General features: G+C 55.9%; 17 protein-coding genes. 14 read left to right on the forward strand and 3 right to left on the reverse strand.

What is annotated here, in order from left to right; genetic code table 11:
- The first annotated feature begins 57 nt into the window (after window positions 1-57).
- Window positions 58-951: a polysaccharide deacetylase family protein gene (locus AEQ67_RS09200; RefSeq protein ID WP_059403570.1), complete on the forward strand. Its 894-nt coding sequence runs from the start codon at window positions 58-60 to the stop codon at window positions 949-951.
- A 239-nt stretch (window positions 952-1,190) separates the two neighbouring features.
- Window positions 1,191-1,790 carry an eCIS core domain-containing protein gene (locus AEQ67_RS09205; protein WP_059403571.1) on the forward strand — a complete coding sequence of 200 codons (600 nt, stop codon included), beginning with the start codon at window positions 1,191-1,193 and terminating at the stop codon, window positions 1,788-1,790.
- A 74-nt stretch (window positions 1,791-1,864) separates the two neighbouring features.
- On the opposite strand, the gene AEQ67_RS09210 is transcribed toward AEQ67_RS09205, so the two are convergent.
- The gene (locus tag AEQ67_RS09210; protein ID WP_177333637.1) at window positions 1,865-2,773 is read right to left on the reverse strand and encodes an alpha/beta fold hydrolase; all 909 of its coding nucleotides are present in this window, start codon (window positions 2,771-2,773) and stop codon (window positions 1,865-1,867) included.
- Between the two features lie 10 nt (window positions 2,774-2,783).
- On the reverse strand, window positions 2,784-3,497 hold the full coding sequence (locus AEQ67_RS09215; protein WP_059403572.1) for an SDR family oxidoreductase: 714 nt from the start codon (window positions 3,495-3,497) through the stop codon (window positions 2,784-2,786).
- A 194-nt stretch (window positions 3,498-3,691) separates the two neighbouring features.
- Between AEQ67_RS09215 and AEQ67_RS09220 the strand changes: the two genes are divergently transcribed.
- Both AEQ67_RS09220 and AEQ67_RS09225 read left to right on the forward strand, forming a co-directional pair.
- Entirely contained in the window at window positions 3,692-4,282 is a 591-nt protein-coding gene (locus AEQ67_RS09220) for a TetR/AcrR family transcriptional regulator (protein WP_059403573.1), read from the forward strand.
- 143 nt (window positions 4,283-4,425) lie between these two features.
- On the forward strand, window positions 4,426-4,887 hold the full coding sequence (locus AEQ67_RS09225; protein ID WP_059403574.1) for a GNAT family N-acetyltransferase: 462 nt from the start codon (window positions 4,426-4,428) through the stop codon (window positions 4,885-4,887).
- Window positions 4,888-4,913: 26 nt separating this feature from the next.
- Here AEQ67_RS09225 and AEQ67_RS09230 read toward each other — a convergent pair whose 3' ends face one another.
- On the reverse strand, window positions 4,914-5,351 hold the full coding sequence (locus AEQ67_RS09230; protein WP_059403575.1) for an HIT family protein: 438 nt from the start codon (window positions 5,349-5,351) through the stop codon (window positions 4,914-4,916).
- Between the two features lie 387 nt (window positions 5,352-5,738).
- Between AEQ67_RS09230 and AEQ67_RS09235 the strand changes: the two genes are divergently transcribed.
- The 10 genes from AEQ67_RS09235 (at window position 5,739) to AEQ67_RS09280 (ending at window position 17,332) form a co-directional block, all read left to right on the forward strand.
- Window positions 5,739-7,088, forward strand: a complete 1,350-nt coding sequence (locus tag AEQ67_RS09235) for a DUF6861 domain-containing protein (protein WP_059403576.1) — start codon at window positions 5,739-5,741, stop codon at window positions 7,086-7,088.
- 17 nt (window positions 7,089-7,105) lie between these two features.
- Window positions 7,106-7,723 (forward strand): GAD-like domain-containing protein, encoded by a 618-nt coding sequence (locus AEQ67_RS09240; RefSeq protein WP_059403577.1) that lies wholly within the window; start codon window positions 7,106-7,108, stop codon window positions 7,721-7,723.
- 93 nt (window positions 7,724-7,816) lie between these two features.
- Window positions 7,817-8,434, forward strand: coding sequence for a GAD-like domain-containing protein (locus AEQ67_RS09245; protein WP_059403578.1), 618 nt, complete (start codon window positions 7,817-7,819; stop codon window positions 8,432-8,434).
- A gap of 134 nt (window positions 8,435-8,568) precedes the next feature.
- Window positions 8,569-8,898: a DHCW motif cupin fold protein gene (locus tag AEQ67_RS09250; protein ID WP_059403579.1), complete on the forward strand. Its 330-nt coding sequence runs from the start codon at window positions 8,569-8,571 to the stop codon at window positions 8,896-8,898.
- 189 nt (window positions 8,899-9,087) lie between these two features.
- Window positions 9,088-10,407 carry a purine-cytosine permease family protein gene (locus tag AEQ67_RS09255; protein ID WP_059403580.1) on the forward strand — a complete coding sequence of 440 codons (1,320 nt, stop codon included), beginning with the start codon at window positions 9,088-9,090 and terminating at the stop codon, window positions 10,405-10,407.
- Between the two features lie 213 nt (window positions 10,408-10,620).
- Complete coding sequence (locus AEQ67_RS09260; protein WP_059403581.1) at window positions 10,621-11,160, forward strand: fimbrial protein; 540 nt, start codon at window positions 10,621-10,623, stop codon at window positions 11,158-11,160.
- 72 nt (window positions 11,161-11,232) lie between these two features.
- Window positions 11,233-11,979 (forward strand): fimbrial biogenesis chaperone, encoded by a 747-nt coding sequence (locus tag AEQ67_RS09265; RefSeq protein WP_059403582.1) that lies wholly within the window; start codon window positions 11,233-11,235, stop codon window positions 11,977-11,979.
- A 35-nt stretch (window positions 11,980-12,014) separates the two neighbouring features.
- Window positions 12,015-14,612: a fimbria/pilus outer membrane usher protein gene (locus AEQ67_RS09270; protein WP_063854427.1), complete on the forward strand. Its 2,598-nt coding sequence runs from the start codon at window positions 12,015-12,017 to the stop codon at window positions 14,610-14,612.
- Window positions 14,609-15,682 carry a fimbrial protein gene (locus AEQ67_RS33645; RefSeq protein ID WP_082377801.1) on the forward strand — a complete coding sequence of 358 codons (1,074 nt, stop codon included), beginning with the start codon at window positions 14,609-14,611 and terminating at the stop codon, window positions 15,680-15,682. The genes AEQ67_RS09270 and AEQ67_RS33645 overlap by 4 nt, the downstream gene beginning before the upstream one ends.
- Window positions 15,683-15,970: 288 nt before the next feature.
- Complete coding sequence (locus AEQ67_RS09280) at window positions 15,971-17,332, forward strand: EAL domain-containing protein (RefSeq protein ID WP_059403584.1); 1,362 nt, start codon at window positions 15,971-15,973, stop codon at window positions 17,330-17,332.
- The last annotated feature ends 151 nt before the right edge of the window (window positions 17,333-17,483 follow it).

Below are 17,483 nucleotides of genomic sequence, written 5' to 3' on the forward strand. Positions count from 1 at the left end.
TCAGGTAACTGTTGCATACGCCTTATTGGTAATTAATGCAGGCAGGAGTGATCAAGCATGATTAGCAACCCGATTGTTTGGCCAAACGGCGCACGCTGTGCCGTAGCTTTTACTTTTGATATGGACGCGGACAGTATTCTGCATGTGGCACACCCCAAAGACTCAGCGACACGTGTTGCCAGCATTTCAATGCTGCAATACGGTCCTGACGTGGCGGTTCCAAGGATTGTGGAAACGTATCGACGTTTTGAGATCAAACAAACGTTCTTTATCCCGGCCTGGTGTATCGAGCAGTACCCCAAAGCCATTGAGGCCATCGTCGAAGGTGGTCATGAGATTGCCCATCATGGCTACATACATGAACATCCAAACGAACTGAGCCGAGAAGAGGAGGCCTATTGGCTTGATCGCGGTTGCGACACCATCAAGCGCTTTACTGGCCAGGCTCCTCGGGGATGGCGGGCGCCGCTCTACAACATGTCAGAGCACTCTGCTGACTTGTTGATTGAACGAGGCTTCAGTTACGACGCTTCTTTGATGGGGGATGATATTCCTTATGTGTTGCGTACCTCTGCTGGCGAGTTGGTAGAACTGCCTTCAAGCTGGGCCCTGGATGACTGGCCGCAGTATATGCACAGTATCGACCTTGATTTTCAGATGCCGATTCAATCGCCTCAGCGCGCTGTCGAGGTTTTTAAGGCCGAGTTTGATGCGGCATGGGAGTACGGCGGTCTATTCATACCGGTTTGGCACCCATTCCTTTCCGGTCGTCTGGCACGATGGCATGAGGTTACCAAACTGATCGAATACATGATGTCGAAAGGCGGTGTCTGGTTTGCTCGCATGGACGAGATCGCGGCTCATGTTCAGAAAAGTGTCGCTAAGGGTGACTACAAACCGCGTATTGATAATCTGCCTTACTATCAAGGGGCGGTGAGCGCGAATAAATAGCCTGTTCCAAGAACAGGTTGTTCTGGTGTTGAAGGGTTGTATTAGTTCATTAATTTGCGATTCAAGTGTATTGAGAGCGGCCATCTTTGGATGGCCGCTACTCGTGCGATGAAATCCCGGAAGTAATAACAAGGGTTGGTGATAGCTGCATGTCGAAGGGCTGCAATAAGCGGTCATCGAGAAGGGACCGATGGGATACGCTAAACCTGTTCGCGCTGCGTCCGTCCCTGGAGTGCTCAATGCCGCCCATCACCACGCGCCCGGTGGCGCTGTTTGTTCTTTGCCTGACGCTTGTAATGGCCGCCCGGGCCAGCGCCTGCCCGGCGGGTGAAAAAGAAATCTGCCTGGACAGTTGCATCTGCCTGCCCGACCTGGGACAGGTGCTCGGCGGCCCGCTGCCTGATGGCCTCTACCAGATCGCGGCACCTGCCTTGGCGCTTTGGCTGACCCAGGCCCGCGCTGAAGCCGCCAGTGCCGGCATCCAACCGATTCCCCCGCACATCCGGGAGCAACTGCTGCGCTGGTACGCCCCCAGCGTCCTCGATACCGCGCGCTACAAAGTGAGCGACAGCAGCCAGTTCAGCGCCGCCACGGCCATGCTGCAAAACCCCGATGTCGGTGCCGTGACGCTGATCGACATCATCCTCTTCCGGGACGCTCAAAGTGCAGAGCAGGACACCGCGCTCTGGGCTCACGAACTCAAGCATGTGCAGCAGTATCAGGAATGGGGGGTAGAAGGTTTTGCCCAGCGCTATACGCAAGATTTCAATGCTGTGGAGGCACCGGCTTACGCCATACAGGCTGAGGTCAGACGGTGGGTGCGGGAAGGGACTGACTGAGGGGTAACTGCCTGTGATGACAGGCAGTTAGCCTTCGTTTTATTGAGAAACCATCGTCAGGCATCGAATCCGGCCTAGTCCAGGAAGGTATTGGCTTGCAGCACGAAGTCGTTGGCATATTGGAATAATGCACCGTGCCCCGAGTTTGGATAGATGAGCAACTTGGCGTTCGGAATATGCTGTTGCAGCGTGTACGAATTCTCGGTGGGCACCATCACGTCATTGCTGCCGTTAACCACCAAGGTTGGCTGGGTAATCTTGCTCAATTGCGAAAAAGTGCCATCACCGGGAGCGCTCCACTTGCCCCGTGCCGTGCCTTGGGCCGCGATGACCTTCATCGAACTAAGCTTATCGAGGCCTTCCGTGCGCTGGTGGCGCCTTTCCCAGAATTCCCGGGCGGCCAATTGGCTTGACGGCGCCGGATCGAAGAACAGGTAAGCGGTCTCTTCCTGCGTGGCGATCGATTCGCGCAACGCGATCCCGGGCACCCGTGGATCATGTCCCGAGACACCGCCGCGCGGCGATGTTCCTGCCAGGATCAGCCGACGCACCAGTTGCGGATGGCGCAACGCAACTTCCTGCGCCACCATGCCGCCGATTGAAAAGCCCAGCACGTCGACCTGTGTCAACCCGCGGGCTCGGGCAAATGCGGCAACGTGGTCGGCCATGCGTTCGAACGTATCGGGTGTTTCGCCGCTGCTAAGGCCCACGCCAGCATTGTCGAACAGGTAGACCGGCCGCTGCTTTGCCAGGCCATCGGTCACTGCCGGGTCCCAGTAATCCATATTGCCGCGAAAGTGCTGTAGCAAGATGACAGGAACGCCTGTCTGCGCCCCGAACTGGCGATAGGCATAACGCACGCCGTCAGCTTCCACGAATTGATTGGGGGCGCTGTTATGCGTGGCCGCCGGGGCCGCGATGGCGCCGCTTACTGCGATGACTGAGAAGGCAGCCCCGAGGGCCAGTCGCTGGAAGAAGTTCATGGTGTGCTCCTTATGCGACGGCTTCGGGATTCAGATAAGCCGCTTGCTCAGTAGACAGGCTGGCTTTTATGGCGCGTGTGCCTTTGTCTGCGAGCACCTCTTTGAGGTCCGCTTCCACGCCGTCCAGCGACTGGATCACGACTTCGGATGGCTGGACTTTCGGCACGTCAAAACCATGGGTCAGGTCGGTGTCGATAAAGCCCACGTGCAACCCTTGCACGCTGGTGCCCTGGCCCTGGAGTTCGATTCGCAGCGAATTGGTAAAACTCCACGCCGCCGCTTTCGATGCCGCATACGCGGACACGAAGGGCAAGGCAACCCAAGTCGCATCCGACAGTACATTGACAATCGCGCCGCCGCCGTTGGCTTTAAGTACAGGTGCAAAGGCCAGGCTGACGTGCATGACGCCGTAATAATTGGTTTCGAAGATTTCGCGGGCGATTTCCACCAGGCCAGGTTCAAGCATGGAGGGCAGCAAGCGGGCAATGCCTGCATTGTTGACCAGTAGCGTCACGTCGCCCGCCTGGGCCACCGCAGCGGCGACCGACGCCGGGTCGCTGACATCAAGGCGAATGGCGATCACGCCTGGAATGTCGACGCCTTCGGGATTGCGCACTCCTGCGTAGACCTTGCTCGCGCCACGCGCCACAAGTTCTTTTGCGAAAGCAAGGCCGAGACCACGGTTGGCGCCGGTTACAAATGCTACGGAATTTTTTATTTTCATGGGGGTGTGCTCTGGTTGGGTGTGCGAATCGTGGTTTTATGATTGCGACCGCAATCATGGAATTAATAATGGTGGTGACAATTATTAAAGTCAAGACAAAATAAAATGTAAACTGGATGCCAGTGGTGATATGGCTTATCATTGATTGTGATCGCAACTATATTATGCAAGATGCAACGCGAAGGAGCTTCACTATGAAAATCTCGAAAGAAAAAGCAGAAGCCAATCGCGCCGCACTGGTGGAGACGGCGAGCCGCCTGTTTCAGCAGAGAGGGATCGACGGGGTGGGCGTTGCCGAAATCAGCAAATCAGCCGGATTGACCCATGGCGCGCTGTACGCGCACTTCCCATCCAAGGAAGCCCTGGCAGCCGAGGCGCTGGCGTGGAGCCTGGAACAGGGGAATGCCAAGCTCTATACGGGCACGGTTGATGGCGAACCGGACCTCGATCGTTTTCTGTCCGACTACCTATCCCTCGACAAGCGCGACGACTACGCCGAACACTGCGCAATGGCGGCGTCTGCCAGCGAAATCGGGCGCCAGGATACTGCGATCAGCGCAACGTTTACCGAGGGTTATATGGTGCTGGTACGGGCGTTTGAGCGCAGGGTCGCTGCCAACAATCCCAACGTCGATGCGCTTGCCACCGCCATGGGCATCGTTGCGGCAATGATTGGCGCCCTCTCGGTTGCGCGAGCCACGGCAAAGGCCAGGCCTGAGGTGTCGGCCCAGGTCCTGCAGGGCGTGCGTTTCATGATTGACGCCGCGCTGGGTAAGCCGGTTTAGAAGCCGACAACTGTGAAAGTTTTTGATGGCTAATCAAAGGTTGATGTGTGGGCCAACTTCACTCAGGAATGAAAATTTGTTTTTGCTAGTGTGGGACCTGAAGAGGGGAGCAAGACATCGCGCAGAGTCAGTCAGGAGTTGCCATGAGTGAACAACACATGATCCGCCAGGCAGGTGCAGAAGATGAGGTCGCCGTTCGCGCTTGTGCCGAGCAAGCGTACGTTCCGTATGTTGGCGTGATAGGACGAAAGCCCGCACCGATGTTGGCGGATTTCAGGGCACAGATTGCAGCGGGCCATGTGTACCTTTGCACTGGAGAGCACGGCGAACTGCAAGGTTTCATCGTCTTCTTTGCGGTGGATCAGCACATGTTTCTCGAAAACGTGGCCGTGTCCAAGGCAGGGCGTGGAAAAGGTATCGGCAAATCACTTATACAATTTTGCGAGGCCCAGGCGGTGCGCTTGGGCCTTGGTAGCGTTCATCTCTATACGAATGCAAAGATGACCGACAATCTATCAATTTATCCCCGACTCGGTTACGTCGAAGTGCAGCGACGCTCGGAGGACGGATTTGATCGCGTCTACTTTGAAAAACACTTGGGTTGAGACGTTTCTTCTCGATCGAAGGTGTCTCAACTCGATGCATTCATCAACTGAGCCAGTTTTTTACGTAAATCCCCATGCGTTTCCTCTGAGTAAGGAATAGCGGTTTTCCAGTCATAAAACCATGCGGGCATCTTGCGATTCTGTTCTGGTTCTGAGCAATAGCGTGGAAAAATGTGGCAATGCAGCTCGGGCTCTGAGTTGCCTAAAATTTCATAGTTCATGCGAAGGGCTCCGGTTGCCTGCAAAACGGCATCACCCATGCGGGCCATGTCGAGTAGGTAGGTTGTTCTGGCCTCAACATCTAGATCATTCAGGCTCGGCACGACGGGGTCGGGCAGCAATAGGCAGTAACCCGGTAGAAATTGCACGTCGCCCATGACCGCCCAACCTGATGCCATTCGGCAAATTACCTTATCGTTAGCTCCGTTGCGTGCCAGTTCTACACGTTGCGAGATCAGCGGCATACATAGTCCTTGATGATGTTGTGCATGGCGTTACAGCAATTCTGCCTCCATCAGCCTGCGTGTCGCGCGGATAAATTGCGTTTAGATGTATTCAGTTATTTCGCCATTCCGGGATCGGCGCTGAGCTGCGAAAAAATACGCTACGCATCATTGCCGTGCCTGACGCACAGACGTTGAGCAGTTCCTGCGATGACTCTTTCTCCCGCGCAGGCTTAAGACCTGCCTTAGCTCGGCGCGGATGCAACATTGTGAAATAGAGGAAGTGTCTGGCCGCCATAAAAGAGTTTTCCTACATCAACCCGCCCAACACCTTGTTAGCGTTATTTCGGTAACGGCTGCCGGGGTTATGGGGGCCACTAGCGGGCGAAGTGTCAGGGAGACATTCGAATGTTTTTATGGAACGTCGTGCCCACGTGGTACGAGATAGAAGACCGCATGCGGCATGAGATGGGTTACCAGGGAAGCGCCAGCTTTCGCACGCATCTCAACGAAGTTGTCCCTTCCTTATCTCTCAATATCCGTCGTATCAGTAGTGTCAGGTCTGCGTTCAACCGGGCTGAGTGGGAAGCTGGCCGTTTGTTGAGGCAGCGCTTTTCTGATCTCGACATCTCCAGCATCCTCAACGAGTTGCTCGACGTCGTCACGCAAATGGCGATGATCGTCGCGGGCAGTGTGTTGACCGGAGGGGCCATCGGGGCGGGTGTAGGCGCATTTTTCGCAGGCGCAGGTGCCATTCCCATGGGTGCCGCTGGCGCCGCAATGGGGTTGCACGTCAGCACCTGGATATTGGGAGTACTCGGCCTGACGTCCATCGCCGAGTTTTTTGTCGAGGGCTTGCCGCGCATTGGCGAGTATTACCTGACAGGCATCAACATCGCATGGGAAGGCCCTCGCGGCGATCCCGGGCTGAACCCGTTCAGCCAGGACGATCCTTTCGCTCAGGACAGAGCCGTCCACCACATCGCACTGGGGCATGTAGAGGTTATCGTCCTGCTGCTGGGAGCCATCGTTGAATACATTACGCGCGGTCGAGGCAATGCCAATGTCCTCGCCCAGGAAATGCGAGCGAGTTCCAAAGGGGCGCGGGTAGGCGAATGGATGCTCAGGCATGAAGATGCACTGAGAAAACGCCCCGATCTGCAACCGCCTGAGCGGAGTAAAAGTCCATTTGGTCAGCAGGAGTCAGCACCGCCAGCACATCGTCCATCAGGAAAAGACAAAGATTCCCCGCGTGACAAACCGAACGCCATGCCGCTGCATAAAGTCGAATGTTTCAAAGCGGACAAGATGCCAGCGTCTAAAATCGGGGAGTTCGAGCGGCAGTTGAAGGGGCAAGAGGACGGGCTGAATCGGCTGACGGTTGATGAGTATCTGGAGAATATTGCTAATCCTGTGAAGCGTAATAGAGCTGCTGCAAGTCAGGCTCGAGAAGCCTTGGAAGCTCAACTGCAAAAGCGTTTTCAAGGTGAATTTTCGCAATCCATGGACGCATTCGACGCTGAAGACGCAGCCATCAAAAAAGCCAAGGAGACGATGTCAAACCTTGCAGGACTGCATAATCCCGATCTGCGCGCTGGGGGCAAGGATATCATTGCGGATTTCGGTGATCGACAAGTCAACTCTAGTATCGGCCCTCAGTGGAGACCGAAAATTGCAAACTTGAAGACTGCGGCTGAAAGCGTTCCCCCATCAATGCGAAAATCAACCTTCCTCAATGTAAAATTACATAAGTGCTAATTAAAAGGAGGCATGGCGTGGATAAAATATTTGCAAGATTTGTAGAAAAATTTGGTGGGGCAGTTGATCGGCAGGAAGTACCGGTATCAAGTATCGAACGTTATAAAGACAAACTGCCTAATCAGTTATTGGAATACTGGGCCGAGCACGGCTGGTGCGGATATGGTGATGGGATTTTCTGGATCGTGAATCCTCAGGAATATCAGGGGGTGGTAGCGTCATGGATTGAAGGTACGAAATTTGAAGCGCTTGACAACTACCATCTTATTGCTCGCAGTGCCTTTGGCCACTTGCATCTTTGGGGTGAAAAAACGGGTGCCTCGCTTACTATTACGAGCTGCCTTTCTCGATATACAACCCATACCTCCTTATTTGCAGGGGAGCAATTGAATAAAGAGCTGCAAAATTTTCTGCTTTCCACGGAAATTAGGTACAACAATTATGGCGACCTGTTCAAGCCAGCAAAGAAAAAGCTCGGCACACTGCGTCACGACGAAATGTACGGCTTCGTTCCAGCGCTGATGTTCGGCGGCCCGGATACCCTTGAACATCTAGAGAAGGTGAAAGCGGTGGAGCATCTGACCCTGCTATCTCAGATCGCCGAGCTTCAGCCCTATAGCTTTACAGACCTCTAAGGCAGGCTTTAGTAGAAAAACAGATTGTTCCCATGCTCCGCGTCGCGCGCCACACTTGGAGCTGAAGAAAACACAAATAAGAAGAGGCATTGCGTGGATAAGGTATTTGCCAGGTTTTTAGAGAAATTTGGGGGGCCTGTTGATCGGCAGGAAGTCCCAGTGTCAAGTATCGAGCGCTATAGAGGCAAGCTACCCAATCAGTTGCTGGAATACTGGGCTGAGCATGGATGGAGTGGTTACGGCGACGGCATTTTTTGGATACTCAATCCCCAAGAATATGAGGGGGTGGTGGCATCGTGGATTGGCGGGACGAAACTTGAAGAGCGTGATACCTACCACCTGATTGCCCGAAGCGCCTTTGGGGATTTGTATCTCTGGGGTGAAAAAACAGGATTTTCACTTAAGATAACCAGCGTCCTTTCTCGATGTGTTATCCATAACTTTGAACTTAGGATTGAAGAAATGGATCGGGAGTTTCAAGACTTTTTGCTATCCACGGATGTGGACTCTAACGATTATGGCGATCTGTTCAAGCCAGCGAAGAAAAAGCTCGGCACCCTGCGCCACGACGAAATGTACGGCTTCGTTCCTGCACTGATGTTCGGCGGCCCGGACACCCTAGATCATCTAGAGAAAGTGAAAGCGGTGGAGCATCTAATCCTGCTATCTCAACTCGCCGAACTTCAGCCCTACAGTTTTTCAGACCTGTAAGGCAGGCCCGGACGCATACCCCGAACCAGTTTTCGCACCCGCCCCTGTATCCCGCAAATGCACAGCATCTGTGTCTATCGGCCCCATCACCAGATTGATACGGTCCGCATTCACTGTATCTCGATGAGGCAACAATGGATCTCACGGCTATCCCGTTTGGAACTACCGACTGGTCGACTATCGAACCCGTAACGCATCCCGGCCAAACAGGCACAGCCTATTGGCGAACCTGTCAGTTTGGTTCGACGCGTGTGCGGATGGTTGAGTACAGTCCCGGATACCTGGCCGATCATTGGTGCTGGAGAGGTCACATCCTGTTGTGCCTGGAAGGCCAGTTGCACACTGAACTGGAGGATGGCCGTCAATTCACGCTGACGGCCGGGATGAGCTATCAGGTGGGCAACAATGCTGAAGGGCACCGGTCGTTTACGACCACCGGCGCGAAGTTGTTTGTGGTGGATTAGCGCCGTGGAGCTGCCACCTACCGCGTTTTCTTTCTCACACATGAAGAGGCTGTGCCGGAATTCACGAATCCGTAACTATTTTGCTGGTTGCATTGCGCAAGTCTTACAGAACGGTAAAGTAACCCCGCACCTCGGTGTGAAGACGGCTGGCCGCGCTTCAACTTAGACTGGTTCTGGGGCTTCACATGTATGCCTGTGTTTTCACAATCCCAAAAAACCGGGAAGAACCCGGTCAGTAACCGCATTCCGACCAAGGCACGCATGGGCAGGCTGTCGCTGACCATGGCCTGGTGGGCGGCCTGCAGCGCGGTGTTTTATATCGTGGTCGGTGCTTCACTGGCCCTGTCGTACGGTGCCCGCAATGCACTGATCGGCATGGTGTTGTCGGTCATCAGTTACGGGCTGATCAACAGTGTGCTCAGCCGTTTCGCGATCCGTAGCGGTTTGTCGGTCGCGTTGTTTTCGCGGCTGTTGTTCGGCAGCGTGGGTGCCAGCCTGGCGACCCTGATTTTCTTTTCTTCAGCGATCTACTACGCGGTGTTTGAGGGTTCGGTGATCGCCGTGGCGCTCAATTATCTGTACCCGGAAATGACCTATCCGCTGGCGGCGTTGGTGGTGGTGTTGTACAGCGTGCCGTTGATATTGGGCAGCGTGCAACACTGGTTAAGTAAGCTTAACGGCCTGCTGTTGCCGGTGTATCTGGGGGGGTTATTGATCGCGATAGGGTTGTCGATTAATCGTGATGGCTACCAACCACACTGGCTGGACTTCGGTCCGACAGCCCCCAGCGTGTATGGCTGGTGGGATTGCTTTGTCGCGTACATGGGCGTCTGGGTGCTGATGTTGTTTACCTTCGACTATGCACGTCTCGGTAAGCCTGAGGACGCCGCCTATCACGGTCGCTGGAACTTCGGCATACCCTTTTACACAGTGGCCTTTTTGCTGAATGGTGCGGCAGGAATTTATCTGGTCAGCAGCATTCGCCACGAAGGTGGACTGAACGAAGCATCGGTGGTGATCGCGATTCTGCAGTTGATGGGTTTGTGGGGATTGCTGTTTATCTGGGCCACGCAAACCCGTATCAACACCGCCAATTACTATTTGGCGACGATGAACATGCAGGTATTCTTCAGACGTTTTGGTTTACACAGTTCCTACGTGATGTGGGCAATTGTCGTCGGGTTTATCGTTTACGGCTTGATGCTTGCTGATGTGTTTGCCTACTTGCTCAAGGCATTGGCGTATCAGGGGATTTTCGTAGTGGCCTGGGTCGGTGTGGCGCTGGCGCAGATTCTCTGCGAACCCTATGACGCAACGGCGCTCGACCGCGTGACCGCGTTCAATTCGGTGGGCTTGACCGCCTGGTTTGGCGCCACTGCGCTGGGGCTTGCATTGATGCTTTTCGGTGACGGTCTGAGCAGCTTTTCCGCCCCTTCAACCGTGCTGTTTGCGTTTTCATTGCAGGCTGGTCTGGCCTATCGAAGTCGTTCACAAGGTGTTCAGGACTGATCCAGGCATCAGCCTGATTGCCAGACCATTCGGCTTGAAGTTGTTCCCGTAGATACATCAGTTGAGCTGAGTACACGGTCAGTTTTTAGGAGCATTCCTATATTTGGCGCCGAGCGCTGTCTCTACACTTCGCCTCGCAACAACACATGGGTTCTCTCATTAATGGGGACTCACAACCAGGCGTAAAAAAGACAGTTTCATCGGAGTTGCCTCATGAATTACAAAGCCCGCGTACTCGCTGTATTAGTTGCTGCATCCAGTGCTCCTTTCGCCATGGCGTCGGATGGCACGATCAACTTCACTGGTCAGCTGCTGGCTGCCACTTGCGCTATTAACGTCAACGGTGCCGTCAGCCCGGCGGCCGCTACCGTAACCTTGCCATCCATCACGGCGAGTTCGCTGAGCGCAGCAGGTAAAGTCGCTGGTCAAACCAATTTCATCATTAAATTGACAGGCTGTACCGGCACCGCAACGACCGCCGCGGCCTTTTTCGAAGCCGGCGGCGGCGTGGATCCGGTGAGTGGCAATTTAAAAAACACCGGCACGGCGACCAACGTCCAACTGCAACTGGTTGACGCCACCAGTGGCCTGGCGATAAAAGCCGGTGATGCTGCGCAGTTGACTGGCAACAGCCGCGTCACCATCGCTTCCAATGCCGCGAACTTGCCGTACGCCGTGCAGTATTACGCCACCGGCCTCGCTACCTCGGGCACCGTACTCGGCACCGTGACCTACTCCGTCAACTACCAGTAAGTCGCACGCTCTGGACACACGCCCTTATCCGGAAAGGACGGGCGTGCTTCCAGACTGCAACGGGATATTTTCATGTCGTGTGCACGTCCATTCAAACAATTGCTACTGACAGGTCTTGCGCTATTGGCTTGTTCGCAGGCCATGGCGGGTGTGGTGATTACCGGGACTCGCTTGATCTACCTCGCAGGCCAGCAAGAAATCACCGTCAAGCTCAACAATAACGGTAGCCAGCCAGCGTTGATGCAGGCATGGGTCGACACCGGCAATGCCGATTCCACACCGACCAGCTCCAAGGCGCCTTTTGTACTGTCGCCGCCGCTGGCTCGTATTGATCCAGGCAAGGGCCAGAGCGTGCGGCTGATGTTCACCGGCCCGGCGCTGCCGGTGAACCAGGAGTCGGTGTTCTGGTTCAACCTGCTGGAAATTCCACCCAAATCCCAGGCGGATGCGGACCTCAACACGCTGCAAATGGCATTTCGCTCGCGCATCAAGATCTTTTACCGACCCGATGCGTTGCCGGGCACGCCCACCGAGGCGATCGGGCAGGTGCAATGGAAGGTCGTGCCGGCCAGTGGCGGTCAGGGGTTTGCCTTGCAGGCCTACAACCCTTCGGCCTTTCACGTCTCGCTGGTCGAGTTGAAGTTGGTGGCCGGGGCACAACGTTGGCTCAGTGAGGATGGCATGGTTGCGCCTGGCCAGACTCGGCAATTCGCCTTGCCGACACTCAAGTCGATGCCGGGTGCTGGTGCTCGGGTTGAGTTCAGCGCGATCAACGATTACGGCGCTGTGCTGCCGACCGAGCAATCGCTCAAACCTTGATTTGTAGCCGACGTTTTCACACGCGCGAGTAATTTATGACGCCTTCTTCCAACTCCAGGGCTTCCCTGCGGGTACAGCCTTGCTTCGTCTTGAATTTGCTCTCGGCGTTGATCCGCAAGGCGCTGGCTATCGCTCCGTGCGTATTCGTCATCAATAGCGCACTGGCGGAAGATGTGCAGTTCAACGATGCGTTTCTGCCCGCAGATTCGCGGAACCTGGACCTGGGTGCTTACCAGAACGGCAACCCGGTGATGCCAGGTGAATATCGGGCGGACGTGGTGCTAAACGGCAATTTAAGCAGTCGTCAGGACATTCGTATCGAGGGTCCAAAAGACGGCAGCAAGCCGGTGATCTGCGTCTCTCGCGCGCTGCTCGAGCGTATCGGTATGGACATGACGCACCTGTCGACCGAGGTCAATCTGGCGCTCGACAGTGAGCATTGTCCGACCCTGGCCAGCGTGGTTCCGGGGGCGACGGCGAGCTTCTCGCCAGAGGATCAGCGCCTCGAAATCAGCATTCCTCAGGCGGCGCTACGACGTAACGCCCGCGGTTATGTCAGCCCCGAACTGTGGGATCGCGGCGTGACGGCTGCAATGCTCAGCTACAGCTTCAACGGTAACCACAATCAAACCCAAACCGGTCACTACGACTCGGCTTATCTGGGGCTGAACGCCGGTCTCAACCTGGGTGACTGGCGCCTGCGTCACGACGGCTCGATGAGCTGGCAGCCAGTGTTGGGTAACAAATACCAGGCCCTGGACAGCTACGCCCAACGCGATGTCACCTCATTAAAAAGCCAGCTGACGGTGGGCGAATCCAACACCAGCGGCGACATCTTCGACACGGTGTCTTACCGGGGTGTGCAGCTGGCCAGTGACGATCGCATGTTGCCGGACTCCCTGCGGGGTTATGCCCCGGTGATCCGCGGTATCGCTCGCACCAATGCCCGGGTGACGGTGAGCCAGGCAGGTAATGTGTTGCTTGAAACGACCGTGGCCCCCGGCGCCTTCGTGATCGACGACCTGTACTCCACGGGTTATGGCGGCGATCTGAGCGTGGTCGTTCACGAGGCGGACGGGACCGAGCAGAGCTTTATCGTACCCTATGCTTCGGTCAGCCAATTACTGCGCCCCGGCACTTCGCGTTACAGCCTGACCGTCGGTGAAACCCGCGACAATTACGTCGACAAACAGGCGAAGGTATTGCAGGGCACGCTGCAGTACGGTCTGAACAATACCTTCACCGGCTACGGTGGGGTGCAGTCGAGCGAAGACTACATGGCGGTGCTCACCGGTTTGGCCTTCGGAACTCCGATCGGCGCGCTGGCGCTGGACGTGACCCATGCCCAGACCGACCTGGCCGCAGGTGCCTCCAAAGGCCAAAGTATGCGGGTGTCCTACAGCAAGAACATCCTCAGCACCGGCAGTAACTTTTCAGTGGCCGCCTACCGCTTTTCCACCAGCGGTTACCTGGATTTCAGTAACGCCGTGCAAATGCTCGATGCCGAGAGAAACGGCTATGACACCCATGTGTGGGGGCGGCCGCGCAGTCGCCTGTCAGTGACTGCCGACCAGGACCTGGGGCGCTGGGGGCGGTTCGCTGTCAGCGGTTTTACCCAGAATTATTGGAACCTCCCGGGCAGCGACCTGCAGTATCAACTCAGCTACAGCAAACAGATCAATCGCGTGTCTTTCAGCGTCAACGCCGTGCGCAGTCGAGCGGGCCTGGGCGAGATGCAGGACACCTTGCTGTTTACCCTGAGCATGCCGCTGGAGTTCGGCAGCCAGGGTAACAGCCCGCAATTGAGCGCTCAGTTCAGGCGCGACGCCCAGGGCAACTACAGCCAGCAGGCGAGCATCAGTGGCAGTGCTGGTGAGGATCGCCAGTACGGCTATGGCGCGAATTTCGGCCACGACGGTGCGGGTAATACCAATACGACGTCGCTCAATGGTCAATACACGGGGGCTAGCGCCATGTTGAGCGCCGCTCTGGATCGTGGCGAGGGTTACACCAGCACGTCTGTGGGCGCCAGCGGCACAGTGGTTGCCCATGCCAATGGTGTGACCTTGACGCCGTATCGCGGCGATACCATGGCTATCGTCACCGCCGAGGGCGCTGAAGGGGCCAAAGTGGGCGGGTACGCGGGGTTGCGAATCGATAGCCAGGGTAACGCAGTGGTGCCCTATCTGCGTCCGTATGAACTCAATGATGTGGCCATCGATCCGCTGGGCAGTTCGATGGATGTTGAGTTGAGCGAAACCAGCCAGCAAGTGGCGCCGCGCGCCGGCGCCGTGGTGCACCTGACCTACGGCACCCACCATGGGCGCGCGATAGTGTTCAACGTGCGTCTGGAGGATGGCAGCGCCTTGCCGTTTGGTGCCGGCGTAGTGGACGGCGAAGGCACGTCGGTAGGGATGGTGGGGCAGGGTGGTCAGCTGTACGCACGCATCAAGCCAGAGATGCATCAGTTGTTAATCAATTGGGGCGGTAAAGCCAGTCAGCAATGCGCGCTGGTCATTCCTCCTGCGCCAGACAATGGCCAGCAACTTCAACAAGTGGACGCGATCTGCACGACAGGCAAGCAGGTGGCCGATAGAGCGCCCTCTGCCAACACTCAAAAGGTAAAGCTATGAACATGTTTCTGTCGTGTGAGTTACTCAGGAGATCATTTGGCATCCTGATCGTGTGTGCCGCCGGCTGTGCCGGGTTGATCTTTAGTACGTCGGCACATGCGGAGGTGGCGCCCTGCACGATTAGTTCCGCAGTGATCACCTTCGGTTCGGTGGCGGTGCCGCGTAATGCCTCGGTGGGCACGCCGATCGGTTCGCCGGTGACGTCGACGGGGACGTGGAACTGTCTGTCGAATCCTATCACGGGGCCGACGTCGAACACCGGCGGCTTCAACCTGGGCTTTACCGAGCGATTGACCCCAAGCTCGGTGGCCGGTGTGTGGGATACTGGCACTCCGGGGATTGGCATCAAAGTGACCAACGAGACCTACACCGGTTCCTTCAACGGTGTGATCTCCAAGAATACGCAAGTCGGCACGTGGGTGTACTTCATCGATCCGCAACAGACAACCTTTCCTGGTCCAACCAACACCGGCCGCACGTCGAGTGGCTCCTTCACGTTCACCTATCAACTGATCGTTACGGGGCCGGTAACGGCGGGCGATTTACCCAGCATATTGGTGGGAAATCTGGGTAGCAGTAATCCTGTGTCGGGTTCGACGATAACGTCAACGGCGACAATTACACTGAGCAACACGAAGATCGTCTCGACGACTTGCGGGGTGACGACACCGTTGATCAACGTGGTGTTGCCAACCGTCACCCCGAACTCATTGAGTCCGGTCGGCAAGACGGCGGGCAATACCCCCTTCAACATTGAATTATCTTGCCAGGCCGGCGCGAACGTCTACATCACGCTGACCGACGTTACCAACACCAGCAACACCACCAATAATCTGACACTCGCTAGCGGATCGACCGCAACCGGCGTGAAGCTACGCGTGTTGAACAGCAGTGGTTTGCCGGTGAGCTACGGACCGTCCTCGCCGAACGCAGGTAATCCGAATCAGTGGCTGGTCGGCGCGTCGGCGAGCACGACAAGCATCCCGTTGACGGTGCAATACATCTCGACGGGAACGGTGGGCCCCGGTGTGGTGAAGGGGACCGCGACGTTCATGATGAGCTATCAGTGAGTATCTTAAGTCGTCACCACACCCAAAGGCCTAGGTGTGCGGTTGACCGACAGTAGTCATCCACCGATTAACCCAGCGCGTCTGTAACGTTCACCTTCACTTGCCAGTGAATCCGTAAAAGGCAATTAAATCCGCTCAAATGCATGATTGCTTGAATCACGCGGCGCCACTGCGCGCACAGAAGTTGCCGCCCCAGCACGATATTTCCTTTTTAGTCCCAGTCCTATTTGCTTCATTTTTGGCGCTGATAAGCTTCTCCACGAAGAAACATTCCGGAGTCACTTTGTCATGTTTGCAAACGTTGTTGTGCCCCACGAGTTCAGTGCATTGAGCGTAATCACGCTGGCCCCTGACGCATTTTGTGCGAACCGGCTTGCCTCCTCGTTGCATGGCATGGGTGTCACTGCGCTGGAAAATTTCGACTCTCTGAGCGCCGTGACCGCCCGATTGGGTGAAGCCCATGTCGATGTCATCGTCTGCGAGATTCGCGCTGAATGCGGTGACGGTCTGATGTTGCCCAGCCTGCTCAAGAGTCTGCATGAGGCTGGCACGCTGAGCCGATTTCCACGTGTCTTCTGGACCGGTGAGACCACGCTGGATCCAGCGCCAGTATTGATCGATGGCACAGCGTCACGGCCGCACCACTCGGTTTGCGCCAAACACTGGATAAAACGCATGGGGGGCGTGCCTATCAGTTCGCTCGAGTCTCATGCGCGATTGGCCCGGGCCGCCGGAATTGTGGTGGAGATCCTGCGCGAGGGTGGTGCTATGGATTTGTGTGATGCCCTGCGTGCGCTGGTGGATGGACAGTCGAAAAAGAAAGAGCAGGCGGACACGGCAACGTTTGACGCCTTGGCCGAGGATGATGTGATCAGTGCCTTGACCACCGGCAAGGGGCTTCGTTTTGTGTACCAGCCCCAGCACGATTTGTTGACCCGGCGCGTAGTGGGCGCCGAAGCATTCGTGCGTTGGCACCACCCGAAGCACGGAGATGTTCCACCTTCGGTGCTGATACCTTTGGTTCATCGCTTGGGGTTGGACCTGCTGCTGTTCAGTCTGGTGGAGGCCTGGACGATCAAGGTATTGCTGGCATTGAAAAAGGCGCACATAGAGATTCCGATCGCAGTCAACGCCTCGGCCCAGACCATCTGCACACCGAATTTCGCTGAGCGTTTAGCGGCGCGAATGCGCGAGGCTGGGCTCCCGGCCAAATTGATGAAAATCGAGCTCACCGAAGATGTGCCGGCAGCGGACGAGTTGCATTTGTCCGCCTCATTGACCGCCATTCGTTCCAAGGGGTTTCTGGTCTCGATGGATGATTTTGGTACGGGTTCAGCGACGCTGAAGCTGTTGACGAATCTGTCATTCGACGAGATGAAAATCGATGGCTCGTTTGTTCGCGAAATTCAGCAGGCGCCTTCGTCGCGCAAAGTGATTGCCGGCATTGTCAGCTGGGCCCGGTTGCTCAATCTGAATCTGGTCGCCGAAGGTATCGAGGATGAGCAGACCATTGCGTTGTTGTATCGCCTGGGCTGTCGGGTGGGGCAGGGTTACGCCTTGGCGCGACCGATGGAAATGGACGATTTTTTTGATTTTCTGGTCCGGGAAGATAACGTTGAGCCAAATGCCGATGTGAAGGGCACTGCCTGAAATAGCGGTGTTATTGACAACTTAAAGTGACGGTCGATTGGTGTTTTTATGTTGAATAATTAATGTTCGATTCGATTTCGCGGGTCATGCTTTTGGTGCGCGGGTCTTTTTACAGTTGACGGGTTAGTTGATTGTTCATTGATGCAAGTTC

The organism is Pseudomonas sp. RIT-PI-q, from assembly GCF_001297125.1.
Classification (GTDB): Bacteria; Pseudomonadota; Gammaproteobacteria; order Pseudomonadales; family Pseudomonadaceae; genus Aquipseudomonas.

Excerpts from the sequence above, each read along its gene's own strand:
- AEQ67_RS09200 (WP_059403570.1), top strand. The coding sequence starts at position 58 with ATGATTAGCAACCCGATTGTTTGGCCAAACGGCGCACGCTGTGCCGTA.
- AEQ67_RS09205 (WP_059403571.1), top strand. The coding sequence starts at position 1,191 with ATGCCGCCCATCACCACGCGCCCGGTGGCGCTGTTTGTTCTTTGCCTG.
- AEQ67_RS09210 (WP_177333637.1), bottom strand. The coding sequence starts at position 2,773 with ATGAACTTCTTCCAGCGACTGGCCCTCGGGGCTGCCTTCTCAGTCATC.
- AEQ67_RS09215 (WP_059403572.1), bottom strand. The coding sequence starts at position 3,497 with ATGAAAATAAAAAATTCCGTAGCATTTGTAACCGGCGCCAACCGTGGT.
- AEQ67_RS09220 (WP_059403573.1), top strand. The coding sequence starts at position 3,692 with ATGAAAATCTCGAAAGAAAAAGCAGAAGCCAATCGCGCCGCACTGGTG.
- AEQ67_RS09225 (WP_059403574.1), top strand. The coding sequence starts at position 4,426 with ATGAGTGAACAACACATGATCCGCCAGGCAGGTGCAGAAGATGAGGTC.
- AEQ67_RS09230 (WP_059403575.1), bottom strand. The coding sequence starts at position 5,351 with ATGCCGCTGATCTCGCAACGTGTAGAACTGGCACGCAACGGAGCTAAC.
- AEQ67_RS09235 (WP_059403576.1), top strand. The coding sequence starts at position 5,739 with ATGTTTTTATGGAACGTCGTGCCCACGTGGTACGAGATAGAAGACCGC.
- AEQ67_RS09250 (WP_059403579.1), top strand. The coding sequence starts at position 8,569 with ATGGATCTCACGGCTATCCCGTTTGGAACTACCGACTGGTCGACTATC.
- AEQ67_RS09255 (WP_059403580.1), top strand. The coding sequence starts at position 9,088 with ATGCCTGTGTTTTCACAATCCCAAAAAACCGGGAAGAACCCGGTCAGT.
- AEQ67_RS09260 (WP_059403581.1), top strand. The coding sequence starts at position 10,621 with ATGAATTACAAAGCCCGCGTACTCGCTGTATTAGTTGCTGCATCCAGT.
- AEQ67_RS09265 (WP_059403582.1), top strand. The coding sequence starts at position 11,233 with ATGTCGTGTGCACGTCCATTCAAACAATTGCTACTGACAGGTCTTGCG.
- AEQ67_RS09270 (WP_063854427.1), top strand. The coding sequence starts at position 12,015 with ATGACGCCTTCTTCCAACTCCAGGGCTTCCCTGCGGGTACAGCCTTGC.
- AEQ67_RS33645 (WP_082377801.1), top strand. The coding sequence starts at position 14,609 with ATGAACATGTTTCTGTCGTGTGAGTTACTCAGGAGATCATTTGGCATC.
- AEQ67_RS09280 (WP_059403584.1), top strand. The coding sequence starts at position 15,971 with ATGTTTGCAAACGTTGTTGTGCCCCACGAGTTCAGTGCATTGAGCGTA.